At 70.8% G+C, this 23,423-nt stretch carries 22 protein-coding genes and 2 rRNA genes; 18 read left to right on the forward strand and 6 right to left on the reverse strand.

Going from position 1 to position 23,423, the window contains the following annotated elements; all coding sequences use genetic code 11:
- The 10 genes from BLT97_RS35590 to BLT97_RS35635 form a co-directional block, all read left to right on the forward strand.
- Positions 1-103: ribosomal RNA gene (locus BLT97_RS35590) — 23S ribosomal RNA — on the forward strand; the annotation flags it as partial.
- 86 nt (positions 104-189) lie between these two features.
- Positions 190-306: ribosomal RNA gene (gene rrf / locus BLT97_RS35595) — 5S ribosomal RNA — on the forward strand.
- Positions 307-387: 81 nt separating this feature from the next.
- The gene (locus tag BLT97_RS35600) at positions 388-1,032 is read left to right on the forward strand and encodes an HAD family hydrolase (protein WP_093617932.1); all 645 of its coding nucleotides are present in this window, start codon (positions 388-390) and stop codon (positions 1,030-1,032) included.
- 42 nt (positions 1,033-1,074) lie between these two features.
- The gene (locus BLT97_RS35605; RefSeq protein ID WP_093617934.1) at positions 1,075-2,274 is read left to right on the forward strand and encodes an MFS transporter; all 1,200 of its coding nucleotides are present in this window, start codon (positions 1,075-1,077) and stop codon (positions 2,272-2,274) included.
- Positions 2,243-3,412, forward strand: a complete 1,170-nt coding sequence (locus tag BLT97_RS35610; RefSeq protein WP_093617936.1) for an acetoin utilization protein AcuC — start codon at positions 2,243-2,245, stop codon at positions 3,410-3,412. The genes BLT97_RS35605 and BLT97_RS35610 overlap by 32 nt, the downstream gene beginning before the upstream one ends.
- 232 nt (positions 3,413-3,644) lie before the next feature.
- Complete coding sequence (locus BLT97_RS35615; protein WP_093617938.1) at positions 3,645-4,460, forward strand: phosphatase; 816 nt, start codon at positions 3,645-3,647, stop codon at positions 4,458-4,460.
- A gap of 130 nt (positions 4,461-4,590) precedes the next feature.
- Positions 4,591-4,800, forward strand: a complete 210-nt coding sequence (locus BLT97_RS35620) for a helix-turn-helix domain-containing protein (RefSeq protein ID WP_176954010.1) — start codon at positions 4,591-4,593, stop codon at positions 4,798-4,800.
- A gap of 121 nt (positions 4,801-4,921) precedes the next feature.
- Complete coding sequence (locus tag BLT97_RS35625) at positions 4,922-5,020, forward strand: 30S ribosomal protein bS22 (protein ID WP_003948845.1); 99 nt, start codon at positions 4,922-4,924, stop codon at positions 5,018-5,020.
- Between the two features lie 212 nt (positions 5,021-5,232).
- On the forward strand, positions 5,233-6,339 hold the full coding sequence (locus BLT97_RS35630) for an NAD-dependent epimerase/dehydratase family protein (RefSeq protein WP_245769733.1): 1,107 nt from the start codon (positions 5,233-5,235) through the stop codon (positions 6,337-6,339).
- Positions 6,340-6,353: 14 nt separating this feature from the next.
- Positions 6,354-7,469: a lysophospholipid acyltransferase family protein gene (locus BLT97_RS35635; protein ID WP_093617940.1), complete on the forward strand. Its 1,116-nt coding sequence runs from the start codon at positions 6,354-6,356 to the stop codon at positions 7,467-7,469.
- Positions 7,470-7,765: 296 nt separating this feature from the next.
- On the opposite strand, the gene BLT97_RS35640 is transcribed toward BLT97_RS35635, so the two are convergent.
- From BLT97_RS35640 to BLT97_RS35650, 3 genes are all read right to left on the reverse strand, one after another.
- Positions 7,766-8,968: a DUF5667 domain-containing protein gene (locus tag BLT97_RS35640; protein ID WP_093617942.1), complete on the reverse strand. Its 1,203-nt coding sequence runs from the start codon at positions 8,966-8,968 to the stop codon at positions 7,766-7,768.
- 287 nt (positions 8,969-9,255) lie between these two features.
- Positions 9,256-10,059 (reverse strand): ECF subfamily RNA polymerase sigma factor, BldN family, encoded by an 804-nt coding sequence (locus BLT97_RS35645; RefSeq protein WP_093617944.1) that lies wholly within the window; start codon positions 10,057-10,059, stop codon positions 9,256-9,258.
- 351 nt (positions 10,060-10,410) lie between these two features.
- On the reverse strand, positions 10,411-11,364 hold the full coding sequence (locus BLT97_RS35650) for an HAD family hydrolase (RefSeq protein ID WP_093617946.1): 954 nt from the start codon (positions 11,362-11,364) through the stop codon (positions 10,411-10,413).
- A 125-nt stretch (positions 11,365-11,489) separates the two neighbouring features.
- Between BLT97_RS35650 and BLT97_RS35655 the strand changes: the two genes are divergently transcribed.
- The 6 genes from BLT97_RS35655 to hemB all read left to right on the forward strand — a co-directional run bounded on the left by BLT97_RS35655 (position 11,490) and on the right by hemB (position 18,298).
- Complete coding sequence (locus BLT97_RS35655; RefSeq protein ID WP_093617948.1) at positions 11,490-11,768, forward strand: glutaredoxin family protein; 279 nt, start codon at positions 11,490-11,492, stop codon at positions 11,766-11,768.
- A 349-nt stretch (positions 11,769-12,117) separates the two neighbouring features.
- Entirely contained in the window at positions 12,118-12,882 is a 765-nt protein-coding gene (locus tag BLT97_RS35660) for a redox-sensing transcriptional repressor Rex (protein WP_093617950.1), read from the forward strand.
- Positions 12,879-14,516, forward strand: coding sequence for a glutamyl-tRNA reductase (locus BLT97_RS35665; RefSeq protein ID WP_093617952.1), 1,638 nt, complete (start codon positions 12,879-12,881; stop codon positions 14,514-14,516). The genes BLT97_RS35660 and BLT97_RS35665 overlap by 4 nt, the downstream gene beginning before the upstream one ends.
- Positions 14,513-15,472 carry a hydroxymethylbilane synthase gene (gene hemC, locus BLT97_RS35670; RefSeq protein WP_093617954.1) on the forward strand — a complete coding sequence of 320 codons (960 nt, stop codon included), beginning with the start codon at positions 14,513-14,515 and terminating at the stop codon, positions 15,470-15,472. Before BLT97_RS35665 ends, hemC begins: the two co-directional genes overlap by 4 nt.
- Positions 15,469-17,145, forward strand: coding sequence for a bifunctional uroporphyrinogen-III C-methyltransferase/uroporphyrinogen-III synthase (locus BLT97_RS35675; protein WP_093617956.1), 1,677 nt, complete (start codon positions 15,469-15,471; stop codon positions 17,143-17,145). Before hemC ends, BLT97_RS35675 begins: the two co-directional genes overlap by 4 nt.
- A gap of 154 nt (positions 17,146-17,299) precedes the next feature.
- Complete coding sequence (gene hemB / locus BLT97_RS35680; RefSeq protein WP_093617958.1) at positions 17,300-18,298, forward strand: porphobilinogen synthase; 999 nt, start codon at positions 17,300-17,302, stop codon at positions 18,296-18,298.
- Between the two features lie 8 nt (positions 18,299-18,306).
- On the opposite strand, the gene BLT97_RS35685 is transcribed toward hemB, so the two are convergent.
- Positions 18,307-18,885: a hypothetical protein gene (locus tag BLT97_RS35685; RefSeq protein WP_093617960.1), complete on the reverse strand. Its 579-nt coding sequence runs from the start codon at positions 18,883-18,885 to the stop codon at positions 18,307-18,309.
- A gap of 201 nt (positions 18,886-19,086) precedes the next feature.
- On the opposite strand from BLT97_RS35685, the gene BLT97_RS35690 reads away from it, so the two are divergent.
- Positions 19,087-20,301, forward strand: a complete 1,215-nt coding sequence (locus BLT97_RS35690) for an aminotransferase-like domain-containing protein (protein WP_245769734.1) — start codon at positions 19,087-19,089, stop codon at positions 20,299-20,301.
- A gap of 10 nt (positions 20,302-20,311) precedes the next feature.
- Here BLT97_RS35690 and BLT97_RS35695 read toward each other — a convergent pair whose 3' ends face one another.
- A complete protein-coding gene (locus tag BLT97_RS35695; RefSeq protein WP_093617964.1) occupies positions 20,312-20,851 on the reverse strand; it encodes an RBBP9/YdeN family alpha/beta hydrolase in 540 nt (179 codons plus the stop codon).
- Between the two features lie 126 nt (positions 20,852-20,977).
- Between BLT97_RS35695 and BLT97_RS35700 the strand changes: the two genes are divergently transcribed.
- Positions 20,978-21,430 carry an Lrp/AsnC family transcriptional regulator gene (locus BLT97_RS35700; protein WP_093617986.1) on the forward strand — a complete coding sequence of 151 codons (453 nt, stop codon included), beginning with the start codon at positions 20,978-20,980 and terminating at the stop codon, positions 21,428-21,430.
- Positions 21,431-21,523: 93 nt separating this feature from the next.
- On the opposite strand, the gene argS is transcribed toward BLT97_RS35700, so the two are convergent.
- Positions 21,524-23,281, reverse strand: a complete 1,758-nt coding sequence (argS, locus tag BLT97_RS35705; protein ID WP_093617966.1) for an arginine--tRNA ligase — start codon at positions 23,279-23,281, stop codon at positions 21,524-21,526.
- Between the last annotated feature and the right edge of the window lie 142 nt (positions 23,282-23,423).

Consider the following 23,423-nt stretch of genomic DNA (forward strand, 5'->3'; position numbering starts at 1 on the left):
GAGGGGTTAAGGCTCCCAGTAGACGACTGGGTTGATAGGCCGGATGTGGAAGCCCTGTAAGGGGTGGAGCTGACCGGTACTAATAGGCCGAGGGCTTGTCCTCAGTTGCTCGCGTCCACTGTGTTGGTTCTGAAACCACGAACAACCCCGCCCAGGTCACGGGTGGTGCGGTTGTCAGTTTCATAGTGTTTCGGTGGTCATAGCGTGAGGGAAACGCCCGGTTACATTCCGAACCCGGAAGCTAAGCCTCACAGCGCCGATGGTACTGCAGGGGGGACCCTGTGGGAGAGTAGGACGCCGCCGAACTAAATTTGATAAAGCCTCAACCCCTGGACATTGTCCGGGGGTTGAGGCTTTTTTGCGTTGTGTCCGCTTACAGTTCGTCGTATGCGCTACGACCTGGTCATCTTCGACAACGACGGCGTCCTCGTGGACAGTGAGCCGATCTCGAACACCATCCTCGCCCAGTACCTGACCGAGCTGGGCCACCCCACGACGTATGAGGACTCCCTCAGGGACTACATGGGGGCCGCCGTGCACCGTGTGCACGACCTGGTGCGGGAGCGGACGGGGCAGGATCTGCCGGCAGATTTCGACGAGGTTCTGCATCAGCGGGTGTTCTCGGCTTTCGAGCGGGAGCTCACTCCTGTCGCCGGCACGGAGGACGTACTCGGGAAGCTGACCGCCGAGGGGATCTCGTACTGTGTGGCCTCGTCCGGGAGTCATGAGCGCATCCGGGTCGGGCACCGGAAGACCGGGCTCGACCAGTGGTTCGAGGAGGAGTGGATCTTCAGCTCCGAGGATGTCGGGAAGGGGAAGCCCGCGCCGGATCTGTTCCTGCACGCGGCCGATCAGATGGGGGTGCGGCCCGACCGCTGTGCCGTGGTCGAGGACAGCCCGCTCGGGGTGCAGGCCGCGCAGGCCGCCGGCATGGATGTGTACGCGTACACCGCGATGACCTCCTCCGAGCGGCTGGCCGGAGCCACCGCGTACTTCTTCGACATGGGGCAGCTGCTGGAATTGCTGCGCTGATCATCTACCCGTCGGTAGCCGTCGGCCCTACGCTGTGCGGCCATGACAGATGCGCGGCTGCGGCCGGCCAGGGGCTCACTGGCGTTCAGCTTCTTCGTCCAGGGCGTCGCCTTTGCGCTGCTCGTGACACGGATACCGGCGATCCAGGACCGGTACGGGATATCCGACGCGCTGCTGCCCGCCTTCCTGGCCGCCGTGCCGATCCTCGCGGGAGTCGGCAGCGTGGCCACGGAGCATCTGGTGAAGCGGGTCGAGCCCCGGCTCGTGCTGCGGTGGTCCCAGCCCGTGGTGCTGCTCTCCCTGCTCGGGGTGGGAGCGGGCAGTGCGCTGTGGGAAGTCGCGGTGTCGCTGGCTGCGTTCGGGCTCGCGGTCGGTGCGCTCGACGCCTCGATGAACATGCTCGGGGTGAGCCTGCAGCGGGCGTACGGGCGCAGCATCATGCTCGGGTTCCACGCCTCGTACAGCCTCGGTGGGATCGTGGGGGCCTCGCTCGCCTGGGCCGGGGCGCACTGGGATCTGGCGCTGTTCGTCTCGTATCTGCCGGTGGTGGCGGTGTTCGTGCCGGCGGTTCTGGTGGCGAGCCGGTGGTACGCGGACGGCGGGGCGGGCGTCGGCGCGGAAGCGGACAAGAGCGGTGCGCAGCCCGTGGTGTTCAAGGCGCTGCTGCCGCTGTGTCTGGTGATGACCTTCGCGTATATCGGGGACTCGACCGTCTCCAATTGGAGCGCGAAATATCTGGAGGACGTGCTCCACAGTTCGGAGGAGGTCGCGACCGTTCCGTACAACGTCTACATGGTGACGACGCTGCTCGGGCGGGCCGTCGGGGACCTCGGGGTGCGGCGGTTCGGGCCGGTGGCGGTGGTGCGGTTCGGCACGGTGCTCGCCGCGCTCGGGTTCGCGGTCGTGGCGGCGGCTCCGGGGGCCTGGACGGGGATCGCGGGGTTCACGCTGCTCGGGTTCGGCCTGTGTGTGATCGTGCCGCAGACCTTCGCGGCGGCCGGGCGGATGTTCCCCGGGGCCTCGGACACGGCGATCGCGCGGCTCAACATCTTCAACTACGTGGGATTCCTGATCGGTTCGCCGCTGGTGGGTGCGCTCGGGGACGCGTGGAGCTATCGCGGAGCGATGCTCGTGCCCATGGCGCTGGTGCTGCTGACGCTGGTGTATGCCCGCTCCTTCGCGCCCGGGGACGACCGATACGGTGAGGGACATGAGCGGCCGCGCGCAGTTGATGTGGGATGACGCAGTCACGGGGTACGACTTCGGGCCCGAGCACCCGATGGATCCCGTACGGCTCGCGCTGACGAGGAAGCTGATCGGCGCCTTCGGCCTGGACCGGGAGCTGGAGGTGGTCGCCGCGAAGGCGGCCGGGGAGTCCACGCTGCGCCTGGTGCACCGCGAGGACTACATCGCGGCGGTGAAGGCCGCCTCCGCCGATCCGGATGCCGCGGATGTCTCGTACGGGATCGGGACGGTCGACGATCCGGCCTTCGCGGGGATGCACGAGGTGTCCGCGCTGATCGCGGGGCAGTCCGTGGCCGCGGCCGAGGCGATCTGGCGCGGGGACGTGGTCCATGCCGTGAACTTCGCCGGCGGGCTGCACCACGCGATGCCCGGGGGAGCGGCGGGCTTCTGCATCTACAACGACGCCTCCCTCGCGATCGCCCGGCTGCTCGAGCTCGGGGCCGAGCGGGTCGCGTATGTCGATGTGGATGTGCATCACGGGGACGGGGTGCAGGCGGCGTTCTGGGAGGACCCGCGGGTCCTGACGATCTCGCTGCACGAGCACCCGCGGACGCTGTTCCCGCAGACGGGGTGGGCCGAGGAGACCGGGGCGGGGGACGGTGAGGGCAGTGCGGTGAATGTGGCGCTGCCCGCCGGGACCAGTGATGCGGGGTGGCTGCGGGCCTTCCACGCCGTCGTACCCGAGTTGATCGAGGACTTCCGGCCGCAGGTGCTCGTCACGCAGCACGGCGCCGATACGCACTTCGAGGATCCGCTCGCGCATCTGGCGATCTCGCTGGACGCGCAGCGGATGGTGCAGGAGGCCTGTCACGAACTGGCGCATGCGCACGCCGACGGGCGGTGGCTGGCGCTCGGCGGCGGGGGCTACGCGATCGTGGACGTGGTGCCGCGGTCGTGGACGCATCTGACGGCCATCGCCGCGGGCGCGCCGATCGAGCCGGGTGCCGAGGTGCCGGAGGAGTGGCGGCACGAAGTCTTCGCGCGGACACGGCAGTTGGCGCCCGCGCGGATGACGGACGGGCGGACGCCGAAGTGGCTCGACTGGTCGGCGGGTTACGACCCGGCCGACCGCCTCGACCAGACGATTCTGGCCACGCGGCGGGCGGTGTTTCCGCAGCGGGGGTTGCTGGCCTGACAGTGGGTGGTCAGTGGGCTGGATTGTCGGTGGGCTGGGTGGTCAGTCGGCTGGATTGTCAGTGGGGCTGGATAGGCTGGAGGGGCTGGCGCGGCCCCCGGGCGGGAGGGGTCTGTTCTCCTGCGGGGATTGACCAGGGGCGGCCGCGTGAGGGTACGTGGTGTTAGCCCAACTGTGGGGGATTTAGCGGGTTTTGAGGCCTCGCGCGGGGCAAGTGCGCCACGATCAAAGGGTGTTGAGTGCCGGCGCCTTACGGGCGCATCTTCTGGCGGCGCGGCTCGCCGGCCCCATCGCCACCTCGCGGGAAAAGTCCCTGCGCAACTATCGGCTGTTCGCGGCCCGAGACCCCAGAATGCTCCTCGGGCTCGATCCTCAACGGGTCTGGGGTGCGCGGGACCTGCTGGCGCTCATGGCCGACAAGTGCGGGGTCTCGCCCGACCCGGAGGACCGTGAGGGGGGCGATGTCATCGACCCCGAGCTGACCCTCGCGGGCCTGGACGCCTTCGCGCGCCGGCTCGCGGCGGCTGCGGAGCGTAGCGTCCCGGTGCTGTTCGGGACGGGTCATCCGCACCGACTGCTCGGCTTCTACGGCGACTTGGCAGACGCTCTGTCGGCGGCAGGATGTGCTGTTCTCACCCCGGCGCAGGGTTGCTCTGTCGACATAACGACTCGGTTTGGTCTACGCACGTACAACCTTGATTACGTACGGGGAGTCGCGCTGGTGCGCGAAGGCGGCGCCGGAGGCGCGGGGCGTGAGCCGGGCGCACACACCCACTCGCCGCTGCCGGTTCGGACCGCCCTCGGGGCCGCCGCGGCCTCGGGCGGACCGCTGCCGGGGCTTGTCGTGGGGGATCACGGCTGGGTCTGCGGTGCAGGTCAGCTGGGTATTGAGGCGATCGGCCTGGCAGATACGGATGATCCCGCGCTGTTCGTCGGAGAGGCCGAGGGGCGGGTGTCCGTCGCCGTTCCGCTTGATGACGCTGTGCGGTCTGATTACTACCGACCGCTTACTCGCTACGTACTCAATCGGGCGGGTCTGTCACAGTAGAGGACCGATCGCAGCACCTCTTCCCCACTCGCACCACCCGCCCCTACTCTGGGGAGTGAGCGCATGGCGACGAGGAGTCACCGGAAGGGGAAGCCGGTGCCCGTCCATGTGCGGAAGGTTCAGGTGTGTCATGGCTGCTGACCAGAGGCCTCTTTCTGAGGTGGCGTTCCTGACCGTGGCGGAAGTCGCCTCGGTGATGCGCGTATCGAAGATGACCGTGTACCGCTTGGTGCACAGCGGTCATCTGCCCGCGATCCGGGTCGGGAGGTCCTTCCGAGTCCCGGAGAACGCGGTTCACGAGTACCTTCGCGATTCCTATGTGGGGGTGGAGACGGCCTGATCGGGCCCTCGCGGGAACCTCGATTACGGGCTTCGAGCTCGGGCGGGTAGGCTTGGCCCCCGTAGGTCGTGTGGGCCTAGTCTGCCCCGCACCGAGTGAAGAGAAGTGAGCGAGGGTAGTCGTGGGCTCTGTTATCAAGAAGCGGCGTAAGCGGATGGCCAAGAAGAAGCACCGCAAGCTGCTCAAGCGCACCCGCGTCCAGCGTCGCAACAAGAAGTAAGCGACGCTGGATCAGCGCTCTGTGGCCCTCCCACCGTTCCGGTGGGAGGGCCACAGCCGTTTCTGGGCACCCGTCCTGCGGCCGGCCACAGGGCGGGGACCTGTGACGGTGCTGTGTCGGTGGTCACTTCGTGCATCGCTCGGTCATCACAGCGCAACACCGACCCGATACGGTGGCGAAGGCGCGGTTCTAGCGGAAGGGCGGAGCTGATCTTGGGCAAGGTCGTGCTCGTCACCGGGGTGGCCCGGCAGCTCGGCGGTCGTTTCGTACGGCGGATCCAGCGCGACCCCGAGGTGGACCGGGTGATCGCCGTGGACGCGCAGCCGCCCGAGCACCACCTGGGCGGTGCGGACTTCGTGCAGGCCGACATCCGCCAGCCTGCCATCGCCCGTGTGCTTGCCGAGCACGCCGTGGACACCGTGGTGCACATGGACGTGTCCGGCACCGCGCTCGGCGGCGGCAGCCGGGGCGCGGTCAAGGAGACCAACGTCATCGGCACCATGCAGCTGCTCGGTGCCTGTCAGAAGTCGCCCTCGGTGAAGCGGCTCGTGGTCAAGTCCTCGACGAATGTGTACGGTTCGGCGCCGCGCGATCCGGCCGTGTTCACCGAGACCACCCCGCCCAAGTCGCTGCCGAGCGGCGGTTTCGCGAAGGATGCGGTCGAGGTCGAGGGCTATGTGCGCGGCTTCGCGCGGCGCCGGCCCGATGTGGCCGTGTGTGTGCTGCGCTTCGCCAACATTCTCGGGCCGACCGCGGAGACCCCGCTCGTCGAGTACTTCTCGCTGCCGGTCCTGCCGACCGTGTTCGGCTACGACCCGCGGCTTCAGTTCGTGCACGAGGACGATGTCATCGAGGTGCTGCGGATCGCCTCGCACGAGCCGGAGCGCGGGACGCTCAACAGCGGCACCTTCAATGTCGCCGGTGACGGGGTGCTGCTGCTCTCGCAGTGCTCGCGGCGGCTCGGCCGGCCGACCGTTCCGGTGCTGCTGCCGGCCGTCACCTGGGCCGGGACCGCGCTGCGCACCGTGGGGCTCACGGACTTCTCGCCGGAGCAGGTGCGGCTGCTCACGCACGGCCGGGTGGTGTCCACGGTGCAGATGCGCGAGACACTGGGGTTCAGGCCGAAGTACTCCACCGCGGAGGCCTTCGCGGACTTCGCCCGCAGCCGTGGCCCGGGGCTGCTGCCGCCCGAGGCCCTGGCGCGGGCGGTCGACCGGCTCGCGAAGCTGCCTGTGGTGGGCGGTGCGGACGGCCCGGACGGCTCGGGCCCCGGGGGATCCGGCGGCAGCGGTACGCACCCGACGCAGAGCGCCAACTGAGGAGCGCAGGAGCAATGGCGGACGCCAAGGTCATTCCGTTCGACGACGACCGGTCGCGCGGCGGCGGCAAGGGGCAGGGCGGGGCTGGCAAGGGGCAGGGGGGCGCCGGCAAGGGGCAGGCGCGGCGGCGGTCGTCCGCGCGTCGGTCCGGTGAGCCTGTCTCCGTACGGGAGGTACGCGGGCCCGCCGGGCGTCCTGCGGAGGTGCAGGCACTGCCGGGGCAGGCGGAGGCGGGGGCTGGGTCCTCGGCGCCGGGCTCCGAGGAGGTGCCCGCGCAGGCGGGCGGCGGTGGGGGCTGGGAGCGGCGGATCGCGGGCGGGCTCGCGTTTCTGCGGCGGCGGATCACCGGGGACTACGAGGTCGACGAGTTCGGCTACGACGAGGAGCTCACCGACCAGGTCCTGATGTCGCTGCTGCGGCCCGTGTACGAGAAGTACTTCCGGGTCGAGGTGAAGGGGATCGAGAACATCCCGGCGGACGGGGGTGCGCTGATCGTCGCGAACCACTCGGGGACGCTGCCGCTCGACGGTCTGATGCTCCAGGTCGCCGTGCACGACAACCATCCGCATCAGCGGCACTTGCGGCTGCTTGCGGCTGATCTGGTGTTCATGCTGCCCGTCGTGAACGAGCTGGCCCGTAAGGCCGGTCATACGCTGGCGTGTGCCGAGGATGCCCAACGGCTGCTCGAGGGCGGTGAGTTGGTGGGGGTCATGCCCGAGGGGTTCAAGGGGATCGGGAAGCCGTTCAGCGAGCGGTACAAGTTGCAGCGCTTCGGGCGTGGGGGATTTGTGTCCACGGCGCTGCGGGCCGGGACGCCGATCGTGCCGTGTTCGATCGTCGGGGCGGAGGAGATCTACCCGATGATCGGGAACGCGAAGACGCTGGCGCGGTTGCTGGGCTTCCCGTATTTCCCGATCACGCCGACGTTTCCTTGGCTGGGGCCGTTGGGGGCGGTGCCGTTGCCCACGAAGTGGACGATCCAGTTCGGGGAGCCGATTCCGACGGATGGGTATCCGCCGGAGGCGGCCGAGGATCCGATGCTGATGTTCAATCTGACGGATCAGGTGCGGGAGCAGATACAGCACACGCTGTACAAGTTGTTGGTGCAGCGGCGGTCGGTGTTCTTCTGAGGGGGGCGGGGCTGGTCTTCTGGGCTGGGGTGGGTGGCGCCTGCGGCGGGCGGTTTTCCCCTACCCGCCCCTTCCCGAAACCGGGGGCCGCGGCCCCCGGGCCCCCTGGGTGGGCACCCACGCGGGGGCTTCGCCCCCTGCACCCCCTTTGGGGCTTCGCCCCTTGCCCCCGTATCGCGCCTGAACGGCGCTCGTCCTCAAACGCCGGACGGGCTGGTGGGCGGGCAGAAGCTGAAGCCAGTAAAGACGAAGGTGGGCGCCCCGGTTGGTCGGGGTGCCCACCTTCGTAGGGCCTGCTACTCCGCGTCCTCGCCATCGATGCCGAGGCCCGGAAGGAGGCCCGGCAGGAGCGGAGGCAGGGTGATTTCGGGTTGCGGGTCCTGGCTGCCCTTGCCGGACGGGCTCGGGCTTGCCTCTTCCTTCGGCGGGTCGAGCAGGCCGCCGGTGGAGCCGCCGAGCAGGCCCTCGTTCTCCTTGCCGGAGCTGGGAGGGGGCTTGGGCTTGCTGTCGCTGCTCGGGGTGCGTGAGCCCTCGGTGCCGGCCGTGCTGGGCGCCGTGCGCTCGCCGCTGTCCGAGCGGCCCTTGTCGGTGCTGCGGCCGGGCTGCTCCGAACCGCTGCCGCCGCCCGACTGGGGCGGGGTGGGCAGCAGGGACTGCAGCGGGCCGACCTCCTGCTCTATGGCGTCGAAGACCGACGTGACCTCGTCACTGACATCGCCCAGCTGCGGGGGCAGCACATTGCGCAGCGCGCTCCAACTGTCCCGGTGCGACTGGGAGAAGGAGGACAGGGCCTGGATGGGGGCGAGCGAGCCGTCCCGTGCGTAGGCCTCGGAGAGGAGCCGGTGGCCCTCGGACGCGTCGTGCTTCATGCCGCTCAGCGCGCGTCTCACCTCGCCCACCGACTCGTGGTCCAGGGCGCCCGCGCGGCCGCGCTCCATCAGGCGGCGCGCCTCGTACAGGCGCGTGGACGCCTGGTCGAGGTAGAGCTCGCCGCGGGAGGAGTCATTGTCGGCCATGCCGAGCTTGAGGTCCTCCATGCCGCGCTTGAGCCCGTAGAGCGAGTCACCGGGCAGGGCGTCGGAGCTGGCAGCGGCCACGCCGCTGAACGCCCCGGCGGCCACACCGACGGTGAGCCCGCCCGCGGCGATGCCCTTGGACAGGCGCGAACGCGGCCGGAACTTCCGCATGGGGCTCGCCCGGTGGGCGCCCTTGCGCGAGCGCTGTTCCGGTACGGAAGGGTCCGCTTCACCGCCCGCGAACATGGCCTCCATGGCCGCTACGAGCTGCGCCCGCTGCACGACCTTGACCTCGGGGTCCATCTCCGGCTTGGGAAGCTCGGCGAGCCCGTCGGCCAGGGCCAGCATGCGGCCCTGCTCGGTCAGTTCGGACTGGTCAGTCGCGCGCGACTGCTGTGCGGCCGCCGTGCCCTGGTCGGACTGGTCCTCCAGGGCCTGGGCGAAGGCGTTCGCCCGCCGGTGTGCCGAGACATTCGCGATCACTGGCGGCACCTCCTCTCGTCATGACGTCCGACTCCCCAGGGGGTCCTGAGGGTTGCACGCCTGCGGCGCGTCCACTCCAACGAGTGAGTGGAGGCGCTCCGGCTGCGACCACAGGGAGCCTGCATCCCGCACAACGACCGTCGCGGCACTTGGGTTACGGACGAAAGATGATCGGACCGCTGTCTTCTCGCATGAAGCATCAGCTCGTCACCAGTGGTGAGTTGGGAGTTACGGACCGTGGGGGGAGAGGGGGGGAAAGAGAGCGGGGCGTCGAGCCGGGGCGGCGCCTAGCGCGCGTCGTCCGGCAGGAGGCGGGCCAGGGTGCGGACGGCCCGGTACTGGAGGGTCTTGATCGCGCCCTCGTTCTTGTTCATGACGCGTGCGGTCTCGGCGACCGACAGGCCTTGCAGGAAGCGCAGCGTCACGCACTCCTGCTGCTGCGGGTTGAGGCGGCGGACGGCTTCCAGGAGCGCCGCGTTGGAGAGGGACTCGAGCACGGAGTCCTCGGGGCTGCGCTCGACCTCGTTGGCGTCGAGCATCTCGCCCGTGGTGACCTCCAGCCGGAAGCGGCTGGACTTGAAGTGGTCGGCCACCAGGTTGCGCGCGATGGTCACGAGCCAGGCGCCGAAGTCGCGGCCCTGCCAGGTGAAGGTGCCGATGCGGCGCAGGGCGCGCAGGAAGGTCTCGCTGGTGAGGTCCTCGGCGGTGGCCTTGCCGCCGACGCGGTAGTAGATGTACCGGTACACGGTGTCGCTGTACTGGTCGTAGAGCCGGCCGAAGGCGTCGGCCTCGCCGGCCTGGGCGCGCTCGACGAGCTCCATCATGCGGGCGCTGTCGCTGTCGGCCGCGGGCCGGCGCGCGGTGGTGGAGGCGGTGCCTGTGCTGCGGCCCCGTCTGCCGACCGCGGCGGTGCTGCTTTCGGCGAGGGCATAGCAGGGGCCGGCCGGGCCGCTTGCGACAGCGACCGGCACGGCGAAGGCGGGGACGGCGTACGCGGTGGGGACGAAGCCGCGCAACTGGTCCAGGTGCGATTGGACCGTTGCGCGCAGCGTAGCCAGGCCCGAGGCGTCAACCCCGACGTGTGGGTACACGGGACTCCCAGAGGCAGAGCTTCCATCACGTGCAGTGCTGGACCGTTCACCCGTCGTAGCGACTGGCGGGGTCCTCAATGCGTCTGAGGAGAATAACGCTTCGTACAGGCAGCACTACACCCAGTTGCTCAAATCATCGGTTCCGTCTCTTCTGTTACGCAGTCCAGGCGGTTCAAGTACCGCTGAGTGACCGGTTGTTGATCGGATTAGACCGTGATCTGTCTTTGCGCAGGACGTGTTGTGGTCACTTTCCGCGAGGTCGCGTCAAGAGGACTGGCGGGAGCGGTGCCCGGGTAAGAGACAGGGATTGCCGGTGTGGCGTGCGCGTACGCCGTGCTGACCGGCGGCGGTTCAGCGGCGGCGGCGGTGCACGGCGATCGCGGCCGCGGTGCCGCCCGCGAGCGCGCCGACGCCGGCCGCGGCCGGGATGCCGACCTTCGCGGCCTTGCGGCCGGTGCGGTAGTCGCGCAGCCGCCAGTCCCGTTCGCGCGCGTGCTTGCGCAGTTTGCTGTCGGGATTGATCGCGTACGGATGTCCTACAAGCGACAGCATCGGGATGTCGTTGTGCGAGTCGCTGTAGGCGGCGCAGCGGTCCAGGTCGAGGTTCTCGGCGGTGGCGAGGGCGCGGACGGCCTCGGCCTTGGCCGGGCCGTGCAGGGGCTCGCCGACAAGCCGGCCGGTGTAGACGCCGTCCACGGACTCGGCGACCGTGCCGAGCGCGCCCGTCAGGCCCAGGCGGCGGGCGATCACCGTGGCGATCTCCACCGGGGCCGCCGTCACCAGCCAGACCTTCTGGCCCGCATCCAGGTGCGCCTGGGCGAGGGCGCGGGTGCCGGGCCAGATGCGCTCGGCCATGTACTCGTCGTAGATCTCCTCGCCGATGGACATCAGCTCGGAGACGCGGTGGCCCTTGACGATGGACAGCGCGCTGTCGCGGGCGTCCTGCATGTGCTCGGGGTCCTCGACCCCGGCGAGCCGGAACCAGGCCTGCTGCCAGGCGAAGCGGAAGAGCTCCTGGCGCTGGAAGAACTTCCGCTTGTACAGGCCGCGGCCGAAGTGGAAGATCGCGGCGCCCTGCATCACGGTGTTGTCGAGGTCGAAGAAGGCGGCCGCCTTGTCGTCGCCCTCGACCGGGAACGGGGGCTCCGCGTCCTTTCTGTCCTTGGCCTTCTTCTGGTCCTGCTCGTACTGCTCGTGCAGTTCCTGCTCGGACTTGCGGGCGGCCTCGGCCGAGGCCTCGCCAGCCAGGACGCTGCGCGCGGTGGCGGAGCGCCTACGGGGGGTGAGCCATCCCAGAGCGGCCATGTCGTGAGCATAGCCATTTCGGGTGCGGAACCCGGGGTCGAGAGGGTTCGGAGGCTGTGAACAGTCGGCTACCGGGTTGTTAAGGCCGTCGGGAGAGGCGGGGCGGCGAGCGGGACAATGGGGGCATGAGCCCACTGTTCCGCCGCAGTCCCAGGAAGAATCCGGCCGAGAGCACCGTCACCCTGATCGGCAAGCCGGGGTGCCATCTGTGCGAGGTGGCCGAGGACGTGATCAGGAAGGTCTGCGCCGAGACCGGGGCCTCGCTGGAGAAGCAGGACATCACCCAGGACGAGGAGCTGCACCGCAAGTACTGGGAGCAGATCCCCGTCGTGCTCGTCGACGGCGAGCAGCACGACTTCTGGAAGGTCGATCCGGACAGGCTGCGGCGGGCGCTGGGCGCGTAGTCCCCTGGTCGGGGCGTGCGCCAGGGCCGTTGGTCCGCGGGAGAAGGGCGGAAGGCCGTGCACGACTGCGTAAAGAGCCCGGAAAGTCCTTTAGGATCGAGGGCGGTTTGGTCTCGGGGGTGAGGAATCGTGAGGAGTGTGTGCGGTTTTGCCCCCGTTTTGTTTGCCGACGGTCGGCCACAGGGTTCGCTTCGCGCCGGCGCATAACTCGCGCGTGACGCCGGTCACTTTGGCCGGACAAAGCGGACACCATCTTTGTGCACGCGTTCACAAAGACATAGCCTGCATTCGACGGGGCGGTCCAGGGACACAAGACCGCCTGCAGCCCCGCTCTACCCGCAGGAGCACCGTGGCAACTGGCCGAACTCACCGACCGGCGACCCGCAGCCGAGGGATTCCCGAGGCCACCGTCGCCAGGCTTCCGCTGTATCTGCGCGCCCTCACGGCGCTGTCGGAGCGCTCCGTTCCCACGGTCTCCTCCGAAGAGCTCGCGGCCGCCGCGGGGGTCAACTCCGCGAAGCTGCGCAAGGACTTCTCCTACCTCGGGTCCTACGGGACGCGTGGTGTGGGCTACGACGTCGAGTACCTCGTCTACCAGATCTCGCGCGAGCTCGGGCTCACCCAGGACTGGCCCGTCGTGATCGTCGGTATCGGTAACCTCGGTGCGGCGCTTGCCAATTACGGCGGGTTCGCCTCCCGCGGCTTCCGGGTCGCGGCGCTGATCGACGCCGATCCCGCCATGGCCGGCAAGCCCGTCGCCGGGATGCCCGTGCAGCACACCGACGACCTCGAGAAGATCATCGACGACAACGGCGTCTCCATCGGTGTCATCGCGACCCCGGCCGGTGCCGCCCAGCAGGTCTGCGACCGTCTGGTCGCCGCAGGTGTCACCTCCATCCTGAACTTCGCGCCCACCGTGCTCTCCGTGCCCGACGGCGTGGACGTGCGCAAGGTCGACCTCTCCATCGAACTGCAGATCCTCGCGTTCCACGAGCAGCGCAAGGCCGGCGAGGAGAGCGCCGAGGCCGCCGCCGTCCTGCCGCCCGCCGCCCGTGCGGCAGGCGAGGACCGCAAGGGACCCGACGGGGACGTGCCCGCCGTGATGCCGGCATGAGTCTCCTCGTCGTCGGTCTCAGCCACCGCAGCGCACCCGTGAGTGTGCTGGAGCGGGCCGCCCTGACCCCGGACGCGCAGCTGAAGCTGCTCCAGGACGCCGTCGCCGCCGAGCCCACCGCCGAGGCCGCGGTGCTCGCCACGTGCAACCGGATCGAGCTGTACGCCGACGTGGACAAGTTCCACGCCGGTGTCGCCGAGCTGTCCACGCTGCTCGCGCAGCACTGCGGGGTCGGCCTGGAGGAGCTCACTCCTTATCTCTACGTGCACTACGAGGACCGGGCCGTGCACCACCTGTTCTCGGTGGCGTGCGGGCTCGACTCGATGGTGGTCGGCGAGGGGCAGATCCTCGGGCAGATCAAGGACTCGCTCGCGACCGCGCAGGAGCAGCACACCGCGGGCCGGCTCCTCAACGACCTTTTCCAGCAGGCCCTTCGGGTCGGCAAGCGGGCGCACTCCGAGACCGGGATCGACCGGGCCGGGCAGTCGCTCGTCACCTTCGGCCTGGAGCAGCTCGCCGCCGGGCGTCCGGTCGCCGAGTGGGCGGCCGGCAAGCGTGCCCTGGTGATCGGCGCGGGCTCGATGTCCTCGCTCGCCGCCGCCACCCTCGCGCGGGTCGGCGCGGCCGAAGTCGTCGTCGCCAACCGGACGTTCGAGCGTGCCGGGCACCTCGTCGGGCTGCTCACGGAGCAGCACCCGGCGCTGGTCGCGCGGGCCGTGCCGATGGACGCGGTGGCGGATGAGCTGACACGAGTCGACATCGCGGTGTCCTGCACCGGTGCCACCGGTCTCGTGCTGACCGCGGAGGTCATCACGGCCGCGCTCGCCGAACCGGTACCGGCCGGTGTGGGCGCCCGTACCGCCGAGGCCTCCGACCTGCGCGCCCCCGACGGCAGCCTCGTCGCACGCCTGGCCGCCGCGGCCGCGCGCGACGGGCGCATCCCCGAGGGCCACGAGGTCACGCACGAGGGCCACGAGGCCTGCCCCGTCGGACTCGACGACGCCGGGCACGCCGACTCCCTCGACCTGCACGGCAGTTGGGCGGACAACGGGTCGGCGCTCGAGCGCGAGGCCGGTCTCGTACGGGTCGGGGCGAAGGCGCATCAGGACGCCCCCCACACCGGGGTGCGGCTCGCGCTGCTCGACCTCGCCATGCCGCGCGACATCGACGCCGCCGTGCACCGCATCGCGGGCGCGCACCTCGTCGACATCGAGTCGCTCGCCGAGGCCTCCGCGGACGCCCCGATGGCCGCCGACGTCGACATGGTGCGGGCCATCGTGGCCGCCGAGGTCGCCGCGTTCGGCGCCGCGCAGCGGGCCGCGCACATCACGCCGACCGTGGTCGCGCTGCGCACCATGGCCGCCGACGTGGTCGACAGCGAGGTCGCGCGGCTGCGCGGCCGCCTGCCCGACCTGGACGAACGACAGCAGGCCGAGGTCGTGCAGACCGTGCGCCGCGTCGTCGACAAGCTCCTGCACGCTCCGACCGTGCGGGTCAAGCAGCTCGCCAGCGAGCCCGGCGGCGCCGGGTACGCGGACGCGCTGCGCACCCTGTTCGACCTCGACCCCGAGACGGTGGCAGCCGTGTCGAAGGCCGATACCGCCGACGAGATCAAGACAAAGGGGCGGGCATGACCCAGAAAGCACTCCGGCTCGGGACCAGGCGCAGCAAGCTTGCCATGGCCCAGTCCGGTCATGTGGCCGACGCCGTACGCCAGTTGACGGGCCGCGAAGTCGAGCTCGTGGAGATCACCACGTACGGCGACACCTCGCGTGAGCACCTCGCGCAGATCGGCGGCACCGGTGTCTTCGTGACCGCGCTGCGCGACGCGCTGCTCGCGGGCGAGGTGGACTTCGCCGTGCACTCGCTCAAGGACCTGCCGACGACGCAGCCCGACGACCTGGTGGTCGCCGCGATGCCGCGCCGCGAGGACCCGCGCGACGTGCTGATCGCCCGCGACGGCCTGACCTTCACGCAGCTGCCCGACGGCGCGCGCGTGGGCACCGGATCGCCGCGCCGCATGGCCCAGTTGAACGCGTACGCCCGCAGTCACGGCCTGCGCATCGAGACCGTGCCGATCCGCGGCAACATCGACACCCGCATCGGCTACGTCCGCAAGGGCGAGCTGGACGCGGTCGTGCTGGCCGCCGCCGGGCTCAGCCGGATCGGGCGCAGCGACGAGGTGACCGACTTCCTGTCGGTCGACACGATTCTTCCGGCTCCCGGCCAGGGAGCCCTGGCGGTGGAGTGCACTGCGGCCAACGCAGACCTCGCCGCCACGCTCGCCGAGCTCGACGACCCGTACACCCGGGCCGCCGTGACCGCCGAGCGGTCCCTGCTCGCCGCCCTGGAGGCAGGCTGCAGCGCACCCGTGGGTGCGCTGGCCGACCTCCTGGCAGACGGACAGGTTGTCAAGGAAATGCGCCTGCGCGGCGTCGTCGGCACGGTCGACGGCTCGGCGCTGGTGCAGCTGTCCACCACCGGTCCCGTACCCACCACACACGACCAGGCCATGGCGCTCGGCCGCGAACTCGCGGACGAGATGCTGGCCAAGGGTGCGGCCGGTCTGATGGGGGAGCGAGCACATTGAGCCCCACCGCCTCTGCCAATCCGGGATATCCCGCAGCCCCCGCCACCGGGCACGTCACCTTCCTCGGTGCCGGCCCCGGCGATCCGGGCCTGCTGACACTGCGCGCCGTCGAAGCACTCGCCATCGCGGACGTGCTCATCGCCGAGCCCGCTGTGCTCGACGTGGTCCGCACGCATGCCCGTGAGGGCGTGGACGTGCAGGGCACGGCGGCGCCGGGCACACCTGACGCGTCGGCAACGGACGCCGCTGCGGCGGCTGTTGCGGCCAATCTTGTCATGGCGTCCGCGCGGGGCGGCAAGCGGGTCGTGCGTGCGGTGACCGGCGATCCGGGCCTCGACGCCGACGCCGGCGAGGAGATGCTCGCCTGCGCCGCGGCCGGCATCCCCTTCGAGGTGGTGCCCGGTGTGGCCACCGCCGTCGGCGTGCCCGCGTACGCCGGTGTGCCGCTGCGCGACAGCGAGGGCACGGACGTGCGCTTCGTCGACGCCCGTACGGCCTCCGAGCGCTGCTGGTCCGAGGTCGGCGCCTCCGACGGCACGGTCGTCGTCTCCACCACCCTGGAGACGGTCGCCGCCGCGGCGGGCGAGCTGGTGTCGGCGGGCCGCAAGCCGGACACCCCGATGACCGTCACGGTCGCCGGTACGACCACGCGTCAGCGCACCTGGAACGCGACGCTGGGCTCGGTCGCCCAGGTGCTCAAGCAGGCCAAGGTGCTGCCCTCGCCCGAAGGGCATCAGCCCGTCATAGCCGTGGTCGGCGAGCGTTCCCGTGCCGCCCGGCGTGAAGAGCTCTCGTGGTTCGAGTCCAAGCCGCTGTTCGGCTGGCGGGTGCTCGTGCCGCGCACCAAGGAGCAGGCGGCCTCGCTCTCCGACCAGCTCGTCTCGTACGGGGCCGTGCCGCACGAGGTCCCGACGATCGCCGTCGAACCGCCGCGTACCCCGCAGCAGATGGAGCGCGCGGTCAAGGGCCTGGTCACCGGGCGCTACGAGTGGATCGCCTTCACCTCGGTGAACGCGGTGAAGGCCGTACGCGAGAAGTTCGAGGAGTACGGGCTCGACGCGCGGGCCTTCGCCGGGATCAAGGTCGCGGCCGTCGGCGAGCAGACCGCCAAGGCGCTCATCGCCTTCGGCGTGAAGCCGGACCTCGTGCCCTCGGGCGAGCAGTCCGCCGCCGGGCTCCTGGAGGACTGGCCGCCGTACGACCCGGTCTTCGACCCGATCGACCGTGTCTTCCTGCCGCGCGCGGACATCGCCACCGAGACGCTGGTCGCGGGTCTGATCGACCTCGGCTGGGAGGTGGACGACGTCACGGCCTACCGGACCGTGCGTGCCTCGCCGCCGCCGGCCGACACGCGTGAGGCGATCAAGGGCGGCGGTTTCGACGCGGTGCTGTTCACCTCGTCCTCGACCGTGCGGAACCTGGTCGGCATCGCGGGCAAGCCGCACAACGTCACGGTGATCGCCTGCATCGGTCCGGCCACGGCCAAGACGGCCGAGGAGCACGGGCTCCGGGTGGACGTGATGGCTCCGGAGCCTTCGGTGCACAAGCTGGCGGAGGCGCTGGCGGAGTTCGGTTCCGCCCGGCGTGCGGCCGCGATCGAGGCCGGTGACCCGGTCACGCGGCCCTCCGAGCGTCGGCCCGGCGCTCGGCGTCGGCGGGTTGCCACGCAGTAGGTTCGTCTGTCGGGTGCGGCGGGGTGGGGCGGGTTTTCTCCCCCACCCCGCCCCTTCCCGAACCGGGGCTTCGCCCCGGACCCCCCACGCGGCGTAGCCGCACATTGTCACAGCCGAACTTCGTTCGGATCTCCTCAATCGCCGGAGGGGCTGAATGTCTGCCCATGGTTCGTTTCCTGGCTCGCGGCCCCGTCGCCTGCGCACCACCCCCGCCATGCGGCGCATGGTCGCCGAGACGCGGGTGCATCCCGCCGATCTGATCCTGCCCGCGTTCGTGCGCGAGGGCATCAGTGAGCCCGTCGCCATCGGGTCGATGCCGGGCGTCGTGCAGCACACCCGGGACACCCTGAAGAAGGCCGCCGTCGAGGCCGTCGAGGCGGGCGTCTCCGGGATCATGCTCTTCGGGGTGCCGCTGGACGAGAAGAAGGACGCCGTCGGCACGCCGGGCACCGACCCGGACGGCATCCTCCAGCTCGCGCTGCGGGACGTACGGGCCGAAGTCGGCGACGAGTTGATCGTCATGTCGGACGTCTGCCTGGACGAGGTCACCGACCACGGGCACTGCGGTGTGCTCGACGCGCAGGGCCGCGTCGACAACGACGCGACGCTCGAGCGGTACGCCGAGATGGCGCAGGTCCAGGCCGACGCCGGGGCGCACGTGCTCGGTCCCAGCGGCATGATGGACGGCCAAGTCGGCGTCATCCGCGACGCGTTGGACCAGACCGGGCACGAGGACGTGTCGATCCTCGCGTACACCGCGAAGTATTCCTCGGCGTTCTACGGTCCCTTCCGTGAGGCCGTCGCCTCCTCGCTCAAGGGCGACCGCAAGACCTACCAGCAGGACCCGGCCAACCTCCGTGAGTCGCTGCGGGAGTTGGCGCTCGACCTCGAAGAGGGCGCGGACATGGTCATGGTCAAGCCGGCCGGTCCCTACCTCGACGTGCTCGCGAAGGTGGCCGACGCGGTGGACGTGCCGGTGGCCGCGTACCAGATCAGCGGCGAGTACGCGATGGTCGAGGCCGCGGCCGAGAAGGGCTGGATCGACCGCGACAAGGCCATCATGGAGACGCTCACCGGCATCAAGCGGGCGGGCGCGAGCATGATCCTCACGTACTGGGCGGTGGAGGCCGCGCGTCAGCTGCGTCTGAGCTGAACCGCCGGTCAGCCCCGGTCGAGCCGGGGCTGCTCCTCGAACACCGCTTCCACCAGGTCGCCGTACGCCTTGCGCAGCAAGGGTGCGGCGACTTCCGGTCGGTCCACGCCCACTTCCACGTGGCCCTCTTCCGCGACGGCGACGGTCCGGAGGTCGAACTTCCCCTCCCAGCGCCCCATGTCGTCGGTGATCTTCTCCTGGAGCGCGTCAAGCCGGGTGCGCGCGGCGGTGGCGGGGTGCAGGCGGACCGTCACGTTCGCCGGGGTGCCGCGGCACACCGCGCGGTCGAAGGCGGCGTCCGGGATGCGCCAGACGTCGAGGGCCGCCTTCTCGTGGTCGACGCTGAGCCCCGTATAGACATGGGCGAAACGCTCGGCCGCGAGCGCATCGACGTGCGCGACGGCGGGCTCGACCGGGGCGGCGGTCTCGTCCGCGCGCGGGCCCGTGCAGGTGGCGGGCGCGGGTGCGGCCGGCCGGGTGGCCGGTTCGGTGCGGACCTTCCGGTCCTCGCCCGTGCCGCCGCAGGCCGTGAGCAGGACGGCGGCCAGAACCGCGCCCGTCCCCGTGATCCGTCCGGTGTGCCGCATGTGCCTCGCCTCCGCCGCTTGGATGCGGGGCCTCGCTTTCCGGTTCCCTTGTCCCGTACGGGAGTTGGGCGATCCGGCAGAAGAGCGGGACGCCCCGGCCGTCCCGCTGTCCGGATCATGGAATGTTGGGTGTAGACGGCAGGCAGTGTCCCTAGGCTGCGGATGACAGGGAAGACCGCCGTCCGCCGAAGGAGCGTCCCCGTGACCGTCATCGAGCCGAATGCCGTCGTTCACGCACCTGTGCCGCCGCTGGCCGAGCGGGCGCGGAACGTGGGCGGTTCGCCGGTACGGGACATCCTCGCCGTGACCGCGCGGCCCGAGGTGATCAACTTCGCGGGCGGGCTGCCGGCGCCCGAGCTGTTCGACGCGGAAGGCGTGGCCGAGGCCTACGCCCACGTGCTCGCGCGCAGCGCCGGCCAGGCGCTCCAGTACTCCACGACCGAGGGCGAGCCCACCCTGCGGGCCGCACTCGCCGCACGCATCACCGCACGCGAACTGGCCACCGGCGCCGAGGACTTGCTCGTCACCAGTGGCTCGCAGCAGGCCCTTTCGCTGCTCGCCACCGCGCTCATCGAACCGGGCGACACCGTGCTCGTGGAGAACCCGACCTACCTGGCGGCGCTCCAGGTCTTCGCGTTCGCCGGGGCCCGCGTCGTGGCCGTCGACTGCGACGAGGACGGGATCGACCCGCAGGCCCTGGACGCCGTCGTCGCCCGCGAGCGGCCCAAGCTGCTCTACACGATCCCGAGCTTCCAGAACCCCACGGGCCGCACGATGCCCGCCGACCGGCGCGCCGCCGTGGCCGAGGTCGCGGCGCGGCGCGGCCTGTGGATCGTCGAGGACGACCCGTACGGGGAGCTCCGGTTCGAGGGGGAGCGGGTGCCCTGGATCGCCGCGCACCCCGGCGCCGAGGACCGCACCGTCCTGCTGGGCAGCTTCTCGAAGGTCATGGCGCCCGGCATGCGGCTCGGCTGGCTGCGCGCACCCGCCGCGCTGCGGCGCGCGTGCGCGGTCGCCAAGCAGGCCGCCGATCTGCACACCCCGACCGTCAACCAGCTTGCCGCGGCACGGTACTTGGCGGCCCGGGACCTGGACGCGCACGTGGCCACGGTGGCGGCCGCCTACCGCGAGCGGCGGGACGCGCTGCTCGCCGGCCTCGCGGACGCGCTCCCGGAGGGCTCGGTCTGGAACCGGCCCGAGGGCGGGATGTTCCTGTGGGCGCGCCTTCCGGAGGCGTACGACACCACGGAGCTGCTCACGTCCGTGGTCGCGCACGAGGTGGCGTACGTGCCCGGGGCGCCGTTCTTCGCGGGCGCGCCCGACCGCTCCACGATGCGGCTGTGCTTCGTGACGCACGCGCCGGAGGAGATCGCCGAGGGCGTGGAGCGGCTGGGGCGGGCGTTGCGGGCAGTGTGACCCGCCCGGGTCAGGGTGTTATCAGGGAAGCGAGGAGGGCGCGGCCCTGCGGCCAAGTACCCAGGCCACTGGCCGAGTTGAGGTGGCCGCCGCCGTCCGTCAGGTGGAGGCGCGCACCCCACTCGTGCGCGAAGCCGGTGGCCGTCTCCGGAGCGCAGTACGGGTCGTCGGGGCCGGCCACCACCAGGGCCGGGCACGGCAGCGGCCGCGCGCTCAGGCCGAGGAAGGACGCGGCCGCCTGGCGCGGGAACACCGGGCCCGCGGGGTCGGGCGGCGCGACCAGGAAGACGCCGCGCACCCGGTCCGACGGGCCCGCGGCCAGCCAGGCCGCGGCCGCCCAGCAGCCCAGGCTGTGCGCCACCAGGACCACCTCGCCCGCCGCCTTCTCGTACGCGCGCCGCACGGCACCGACCCAGTCCGCCAGCTCCGGCTCCGACCACGAGGCCGGGGAGATGCGCAGGGCGGAAGAGCCCGACTCCCCTTCCCACAGGGTCTGCCAGTGCTGCTCGTCCGAGCCGTCGATGCCGGGGATGAAGACGTACGTGACCACTGCCTGCCCTCACTGTTCCACTCGTAGCCCCGTATGGTGCGGGGTGCGCCTGGCGCCGAGTCTGGGGGAAGCAGCGGGAGCGCGGGGACCGTGCAAGTGATCTCAAAGCAGATGGCGGGGGAGACGATGGAATCACTGGACCGTACGGACCGCGAGATCCTCGCGCTGCTCCAGCAGGAGGGCCGGCTGAGCGGTGCCGAGGTGGGCCGCCGGGTGGGGCTGTCGCAGCCGGCGGCGAGCGCGCGGATCCTGCGCCTGGAGAAGAGCGGGGTCATCACCGGCTACCGGGCCGTGGTCGACCCCGTGGCGCTCGGCCTGAACATCCACGCGGTCGTACGGCTGCGGACCACGCACGCGCAGCTGGCCCGCGCCCTGGAGGTGGCGGCCGCGACACCGGAGGTCACCTCGACGGTGCGCGTCACCGGCGAGGACTGCCTGATCTTCGACGTGCACTGCCCGCAGGCCGGGCGGCTCGAAGAGGTCGTGGACTCGCTGGCGCGCTTCGGGCCGGTGACCACGGCGCTGGTGCTGCGCGGGTACGGGACGAAGCCGCTGACGGGCGCGGGCCCGGGCGCATAGCGCGAGTGCCCCGCCGGAAGCGTTCCGGCGGGGCACTCCTGTGCGTACGGCTCGCGGAGCCCGCGTACGGGGATCAGAGCCGGCGTACGGGGATCAGAGCCGCTCGGGGGTGCGGATGCCGAGCAGCGCCATGCCCTTGTGCAGGGTGCGGGCCGTCAGGTCGACCAGGAACAGGCGGTTCTCCACCTGGGCCGGGGTGTCGGCCTTCAGGACCGGGCACTGGTCGTAGAACTTCGTGAGCAGCGAGGCCAGCTGGTAGAGGTACGCCGCCACCTTGTGCGGGGCGTACTCCGCCGTGGCCTCGAAGACCGTCTCGCCGAACGCGTCCAGGTGCAGGCCCAACGCCCGCTCGGCCGGGGCGAGTTCGAGCTCGGGGTGCGCGGCCGGCCGCGTGTCGCCCGCCTTGCGCAGGATCGACTGGATCCGGGCGTACGCGTACTGGAGGTACACCGACGTGTCGCCGTTCAGCGACACCATCTGGTCCAGGTCGAACTTGTAGTCCCGGCTCGGGGACGTGGACAGGTCCGCGTACTTCACGGCGCCGATGCCGACCTGCGCGGCCCGCTCCTGGATCTCGTCCTCGGTGAGGTCCTGCGCCTTCTCCCGTACGACGTCGGCGGCGCGCTGGATCGCCTCGTCGAGCAGGTCCTCCAGCTTCACCGTCTCGCCCTCACGGGTCTTGAACGGCTTGCCGTCCGCGCCGAGCACCGTGCCGTACGCCATGTTGTGCGCGGTGACCTCGTCGGTCAGCCAGCCGGCCCGCCGGGCCGTCTCGAAGACCATCTTGAAGTGCAGCGACTGCCGCACGTCCACGACGTACACGAGGTTGGTCGCCTTCAGGTCGAAGACCCGGTTCCGGATCGCCGAGAGGTCGGATGCCGCGTAGCCGAAACCGCCGTCGGCCTTCTGCACGATCAGCGGGACCGGCTGGTCGTCCTTGCCCCGGATCTCGTCGAAGAACACGACGAGCGCGCCCTCGGAGCGGACTGCGACACCGGACTCCTCCAGGAGGCGGGCCGTCTCGGGCATCAGATCGTTGTACGCGGACTCGCCGACGATCTCGTCGTCCCTGACCTCCATGTCCAGCTTGCCGAAGACCGAGTAGAAGTAGACCTTCGACTCGTCCACGAACTGCTGCCAGAGCTTCAGGGTCTCCTCGTCGCCGGACTGGAGCGCGACCACCCGCTTGCGGGCCCGCTCCTTGAACTCCTCGTCGGAGTCGAAGACGGCACGTGAGGCCTTGTAGACCCGGTTCAGGTTCGACATCGCCTGCTCGCCGTCGACCTCTTCGGCCGGGGCCAGCTCGCCCGGGTGCTCGATCAGGTACTGGATGAGCATGCCGAACTGGGTGCCCCAGTCGCCGATGTGGTGCCGGCCGATGGTCTGCTCGCCGGTGAAGTCGAGCATGCCGCGCAGGGCGTCGCCGATGACGGCCGACCGCAGGTGGCCGACGTGCATCTCCTTCGCCACGTTCGGCTGCGCATAGTCGATCACCGTGATGCCCGGCTTGTCCTTGGGCGCGACGCCGAGCCGGTCGGTGTCCGCGTACCGGGCGGCCAGGGTCTCGGTGATCGCCTTGTCGGAGACCGTGATGTTGAGGAAGCCGGGGCCGGACACCTCGATGTCTGCGAGCAGGTCACCGGCGGTGATCTTCTCGACGACCTGGGTGGCGAGCTCCCGCGGGTTCGCCTTGCTCTTCTTGGCGAGCGCGAGGATCCCGTTGGCCTGGAAGTCGGCCCGGTCGCTGCGTCGCAGCAGCGGGTCGGCGGCGCCGGCCTCAGGCAGGGCTGCCGTGAGGGCGTCCGCGATGCGCTGCTGGACGTGGGAAGCGATCGAGCTGACCGGGGCCATGGGGTGCCGTTCCTTCTTGGGTTGCTGTGGACAACCCGAATTCTCCCACGAGCGGCCGACGGGGTTCGCGTCGATTACGGGGGGTGCCGTGGCCGGGGCGGTCGTTCCGGCGCCGCGGTGTCGCCGCAGGTGACCCCGTCCT

This window comes from Streptomyces indicus (genome assembly GCF_900100315.1).
In the GTDB taxonomy this organism is placed as follows: domain Bacteria; phylum Actinomycetota; class Actinomycetes; order Streptomycetales; family Streptomycetaceae; genus Streptomyces; species Streptomyces indicus.

What these genes read in the sequence shown, in the direction of transcription:
- argS (WP_093617966.1), bottom strand. Translation starts at nt 23,281, where the DNA reads ATGGCCCCGGTCAGCTCGATCGCTTCCCACGTCCAGCAGCGCATCGCG.
- BLT97_RS35610 (WP_093617936.1), top strand. Translation starts at nt 2,243, where the DNA reads ATGAGCGGCCGCGCGCAGTTGATGTGGGATGACGCAGTCACGGGGTAC.
- BLT97_RS35685 (WP_093617960.1), bottom strand. Translation starts at nt 18,885, where the DNA reads ATGCGGCACACCGGACGGATCACGGGGACGGGCGCGGTTCTGGCCGCC.
- hemB (WP_093617958.1), top strand. Translation starts at nt 17,300, where the DNA reads ATGTCTGCCCATGGTTCGTTTCCTGGCTCGCGGCCCCGTCGCCTGCGC.
- BLT97_RS35600 (WP_093617932.1), top strand. Translation starts at nt 388, where the DNA reads ATGCGCTACGACCTGGTCATCTTCGACAACGACGGCGTCCTCGTGGAC.
- hemC (WP_093617954.1), top strand. Translation starts at nt 14,513, where the DNA reads ATGACCCAGAAAGCACTCCGGCTCGGGACCAGGCGCAGCAAGCTTGCC.
- BLT97_RS35605 (WP_093617934.1), top strand. Translation starts at nt 1,075, where the DNA reads ATGACAGATGCGCGGCTGCGGCCGGCCAGGGGCTCACTGGCGTTCAGC.
- BLT97_RS35665 (WP_093617952.1), top strand. Translation starts at nt 12,879, where the DNA reads ATGAGTCTCCTCGTCGTCGGTCTCAGCCACCGCAGCGCACCCGTGAGT.
- BLT97_RS35635 (WP_093617940.1), top strand. Translation starts at nt 6,354, where the DNA reads ATGGCGGACGCCAAGGTCATTCCGTTCGACGACGACCGGTCGCGCGGC.
- BLT97_RS35650 (WP_093617946.1), bottom strand. Translation starts at nt 11,364, where the DNA reads ATGGCCGCTCTGGGATGGCTCACCCCCCGTAGGCGCTCCGCCACCGCG.
- BLT97_RS35700 (WP_093617986.1), top strand. Translation starts at nt 20,978, where the DNA reads ATGGAATCACTGGACCGTACGGACCGCGAGATCCTCGCGCTGCTCCAG.
- BLT97_RS35655 (WP_093617948.1), top strand. Translation starts at nt 11,490, where the DNA reads ATGAGCCCACTGTTCCGCCGCAGTCCCAGGAAGAATCCGGCCGAGAGC.
- BLT97_RS35620 (WP_176954010.1), top strand. Translation starts at nt 4,591, where the DNA reads ATGGCTGCTGACCAGAGGCCTCTTTCTGAGGTGGCGTTCCTGACCGTG.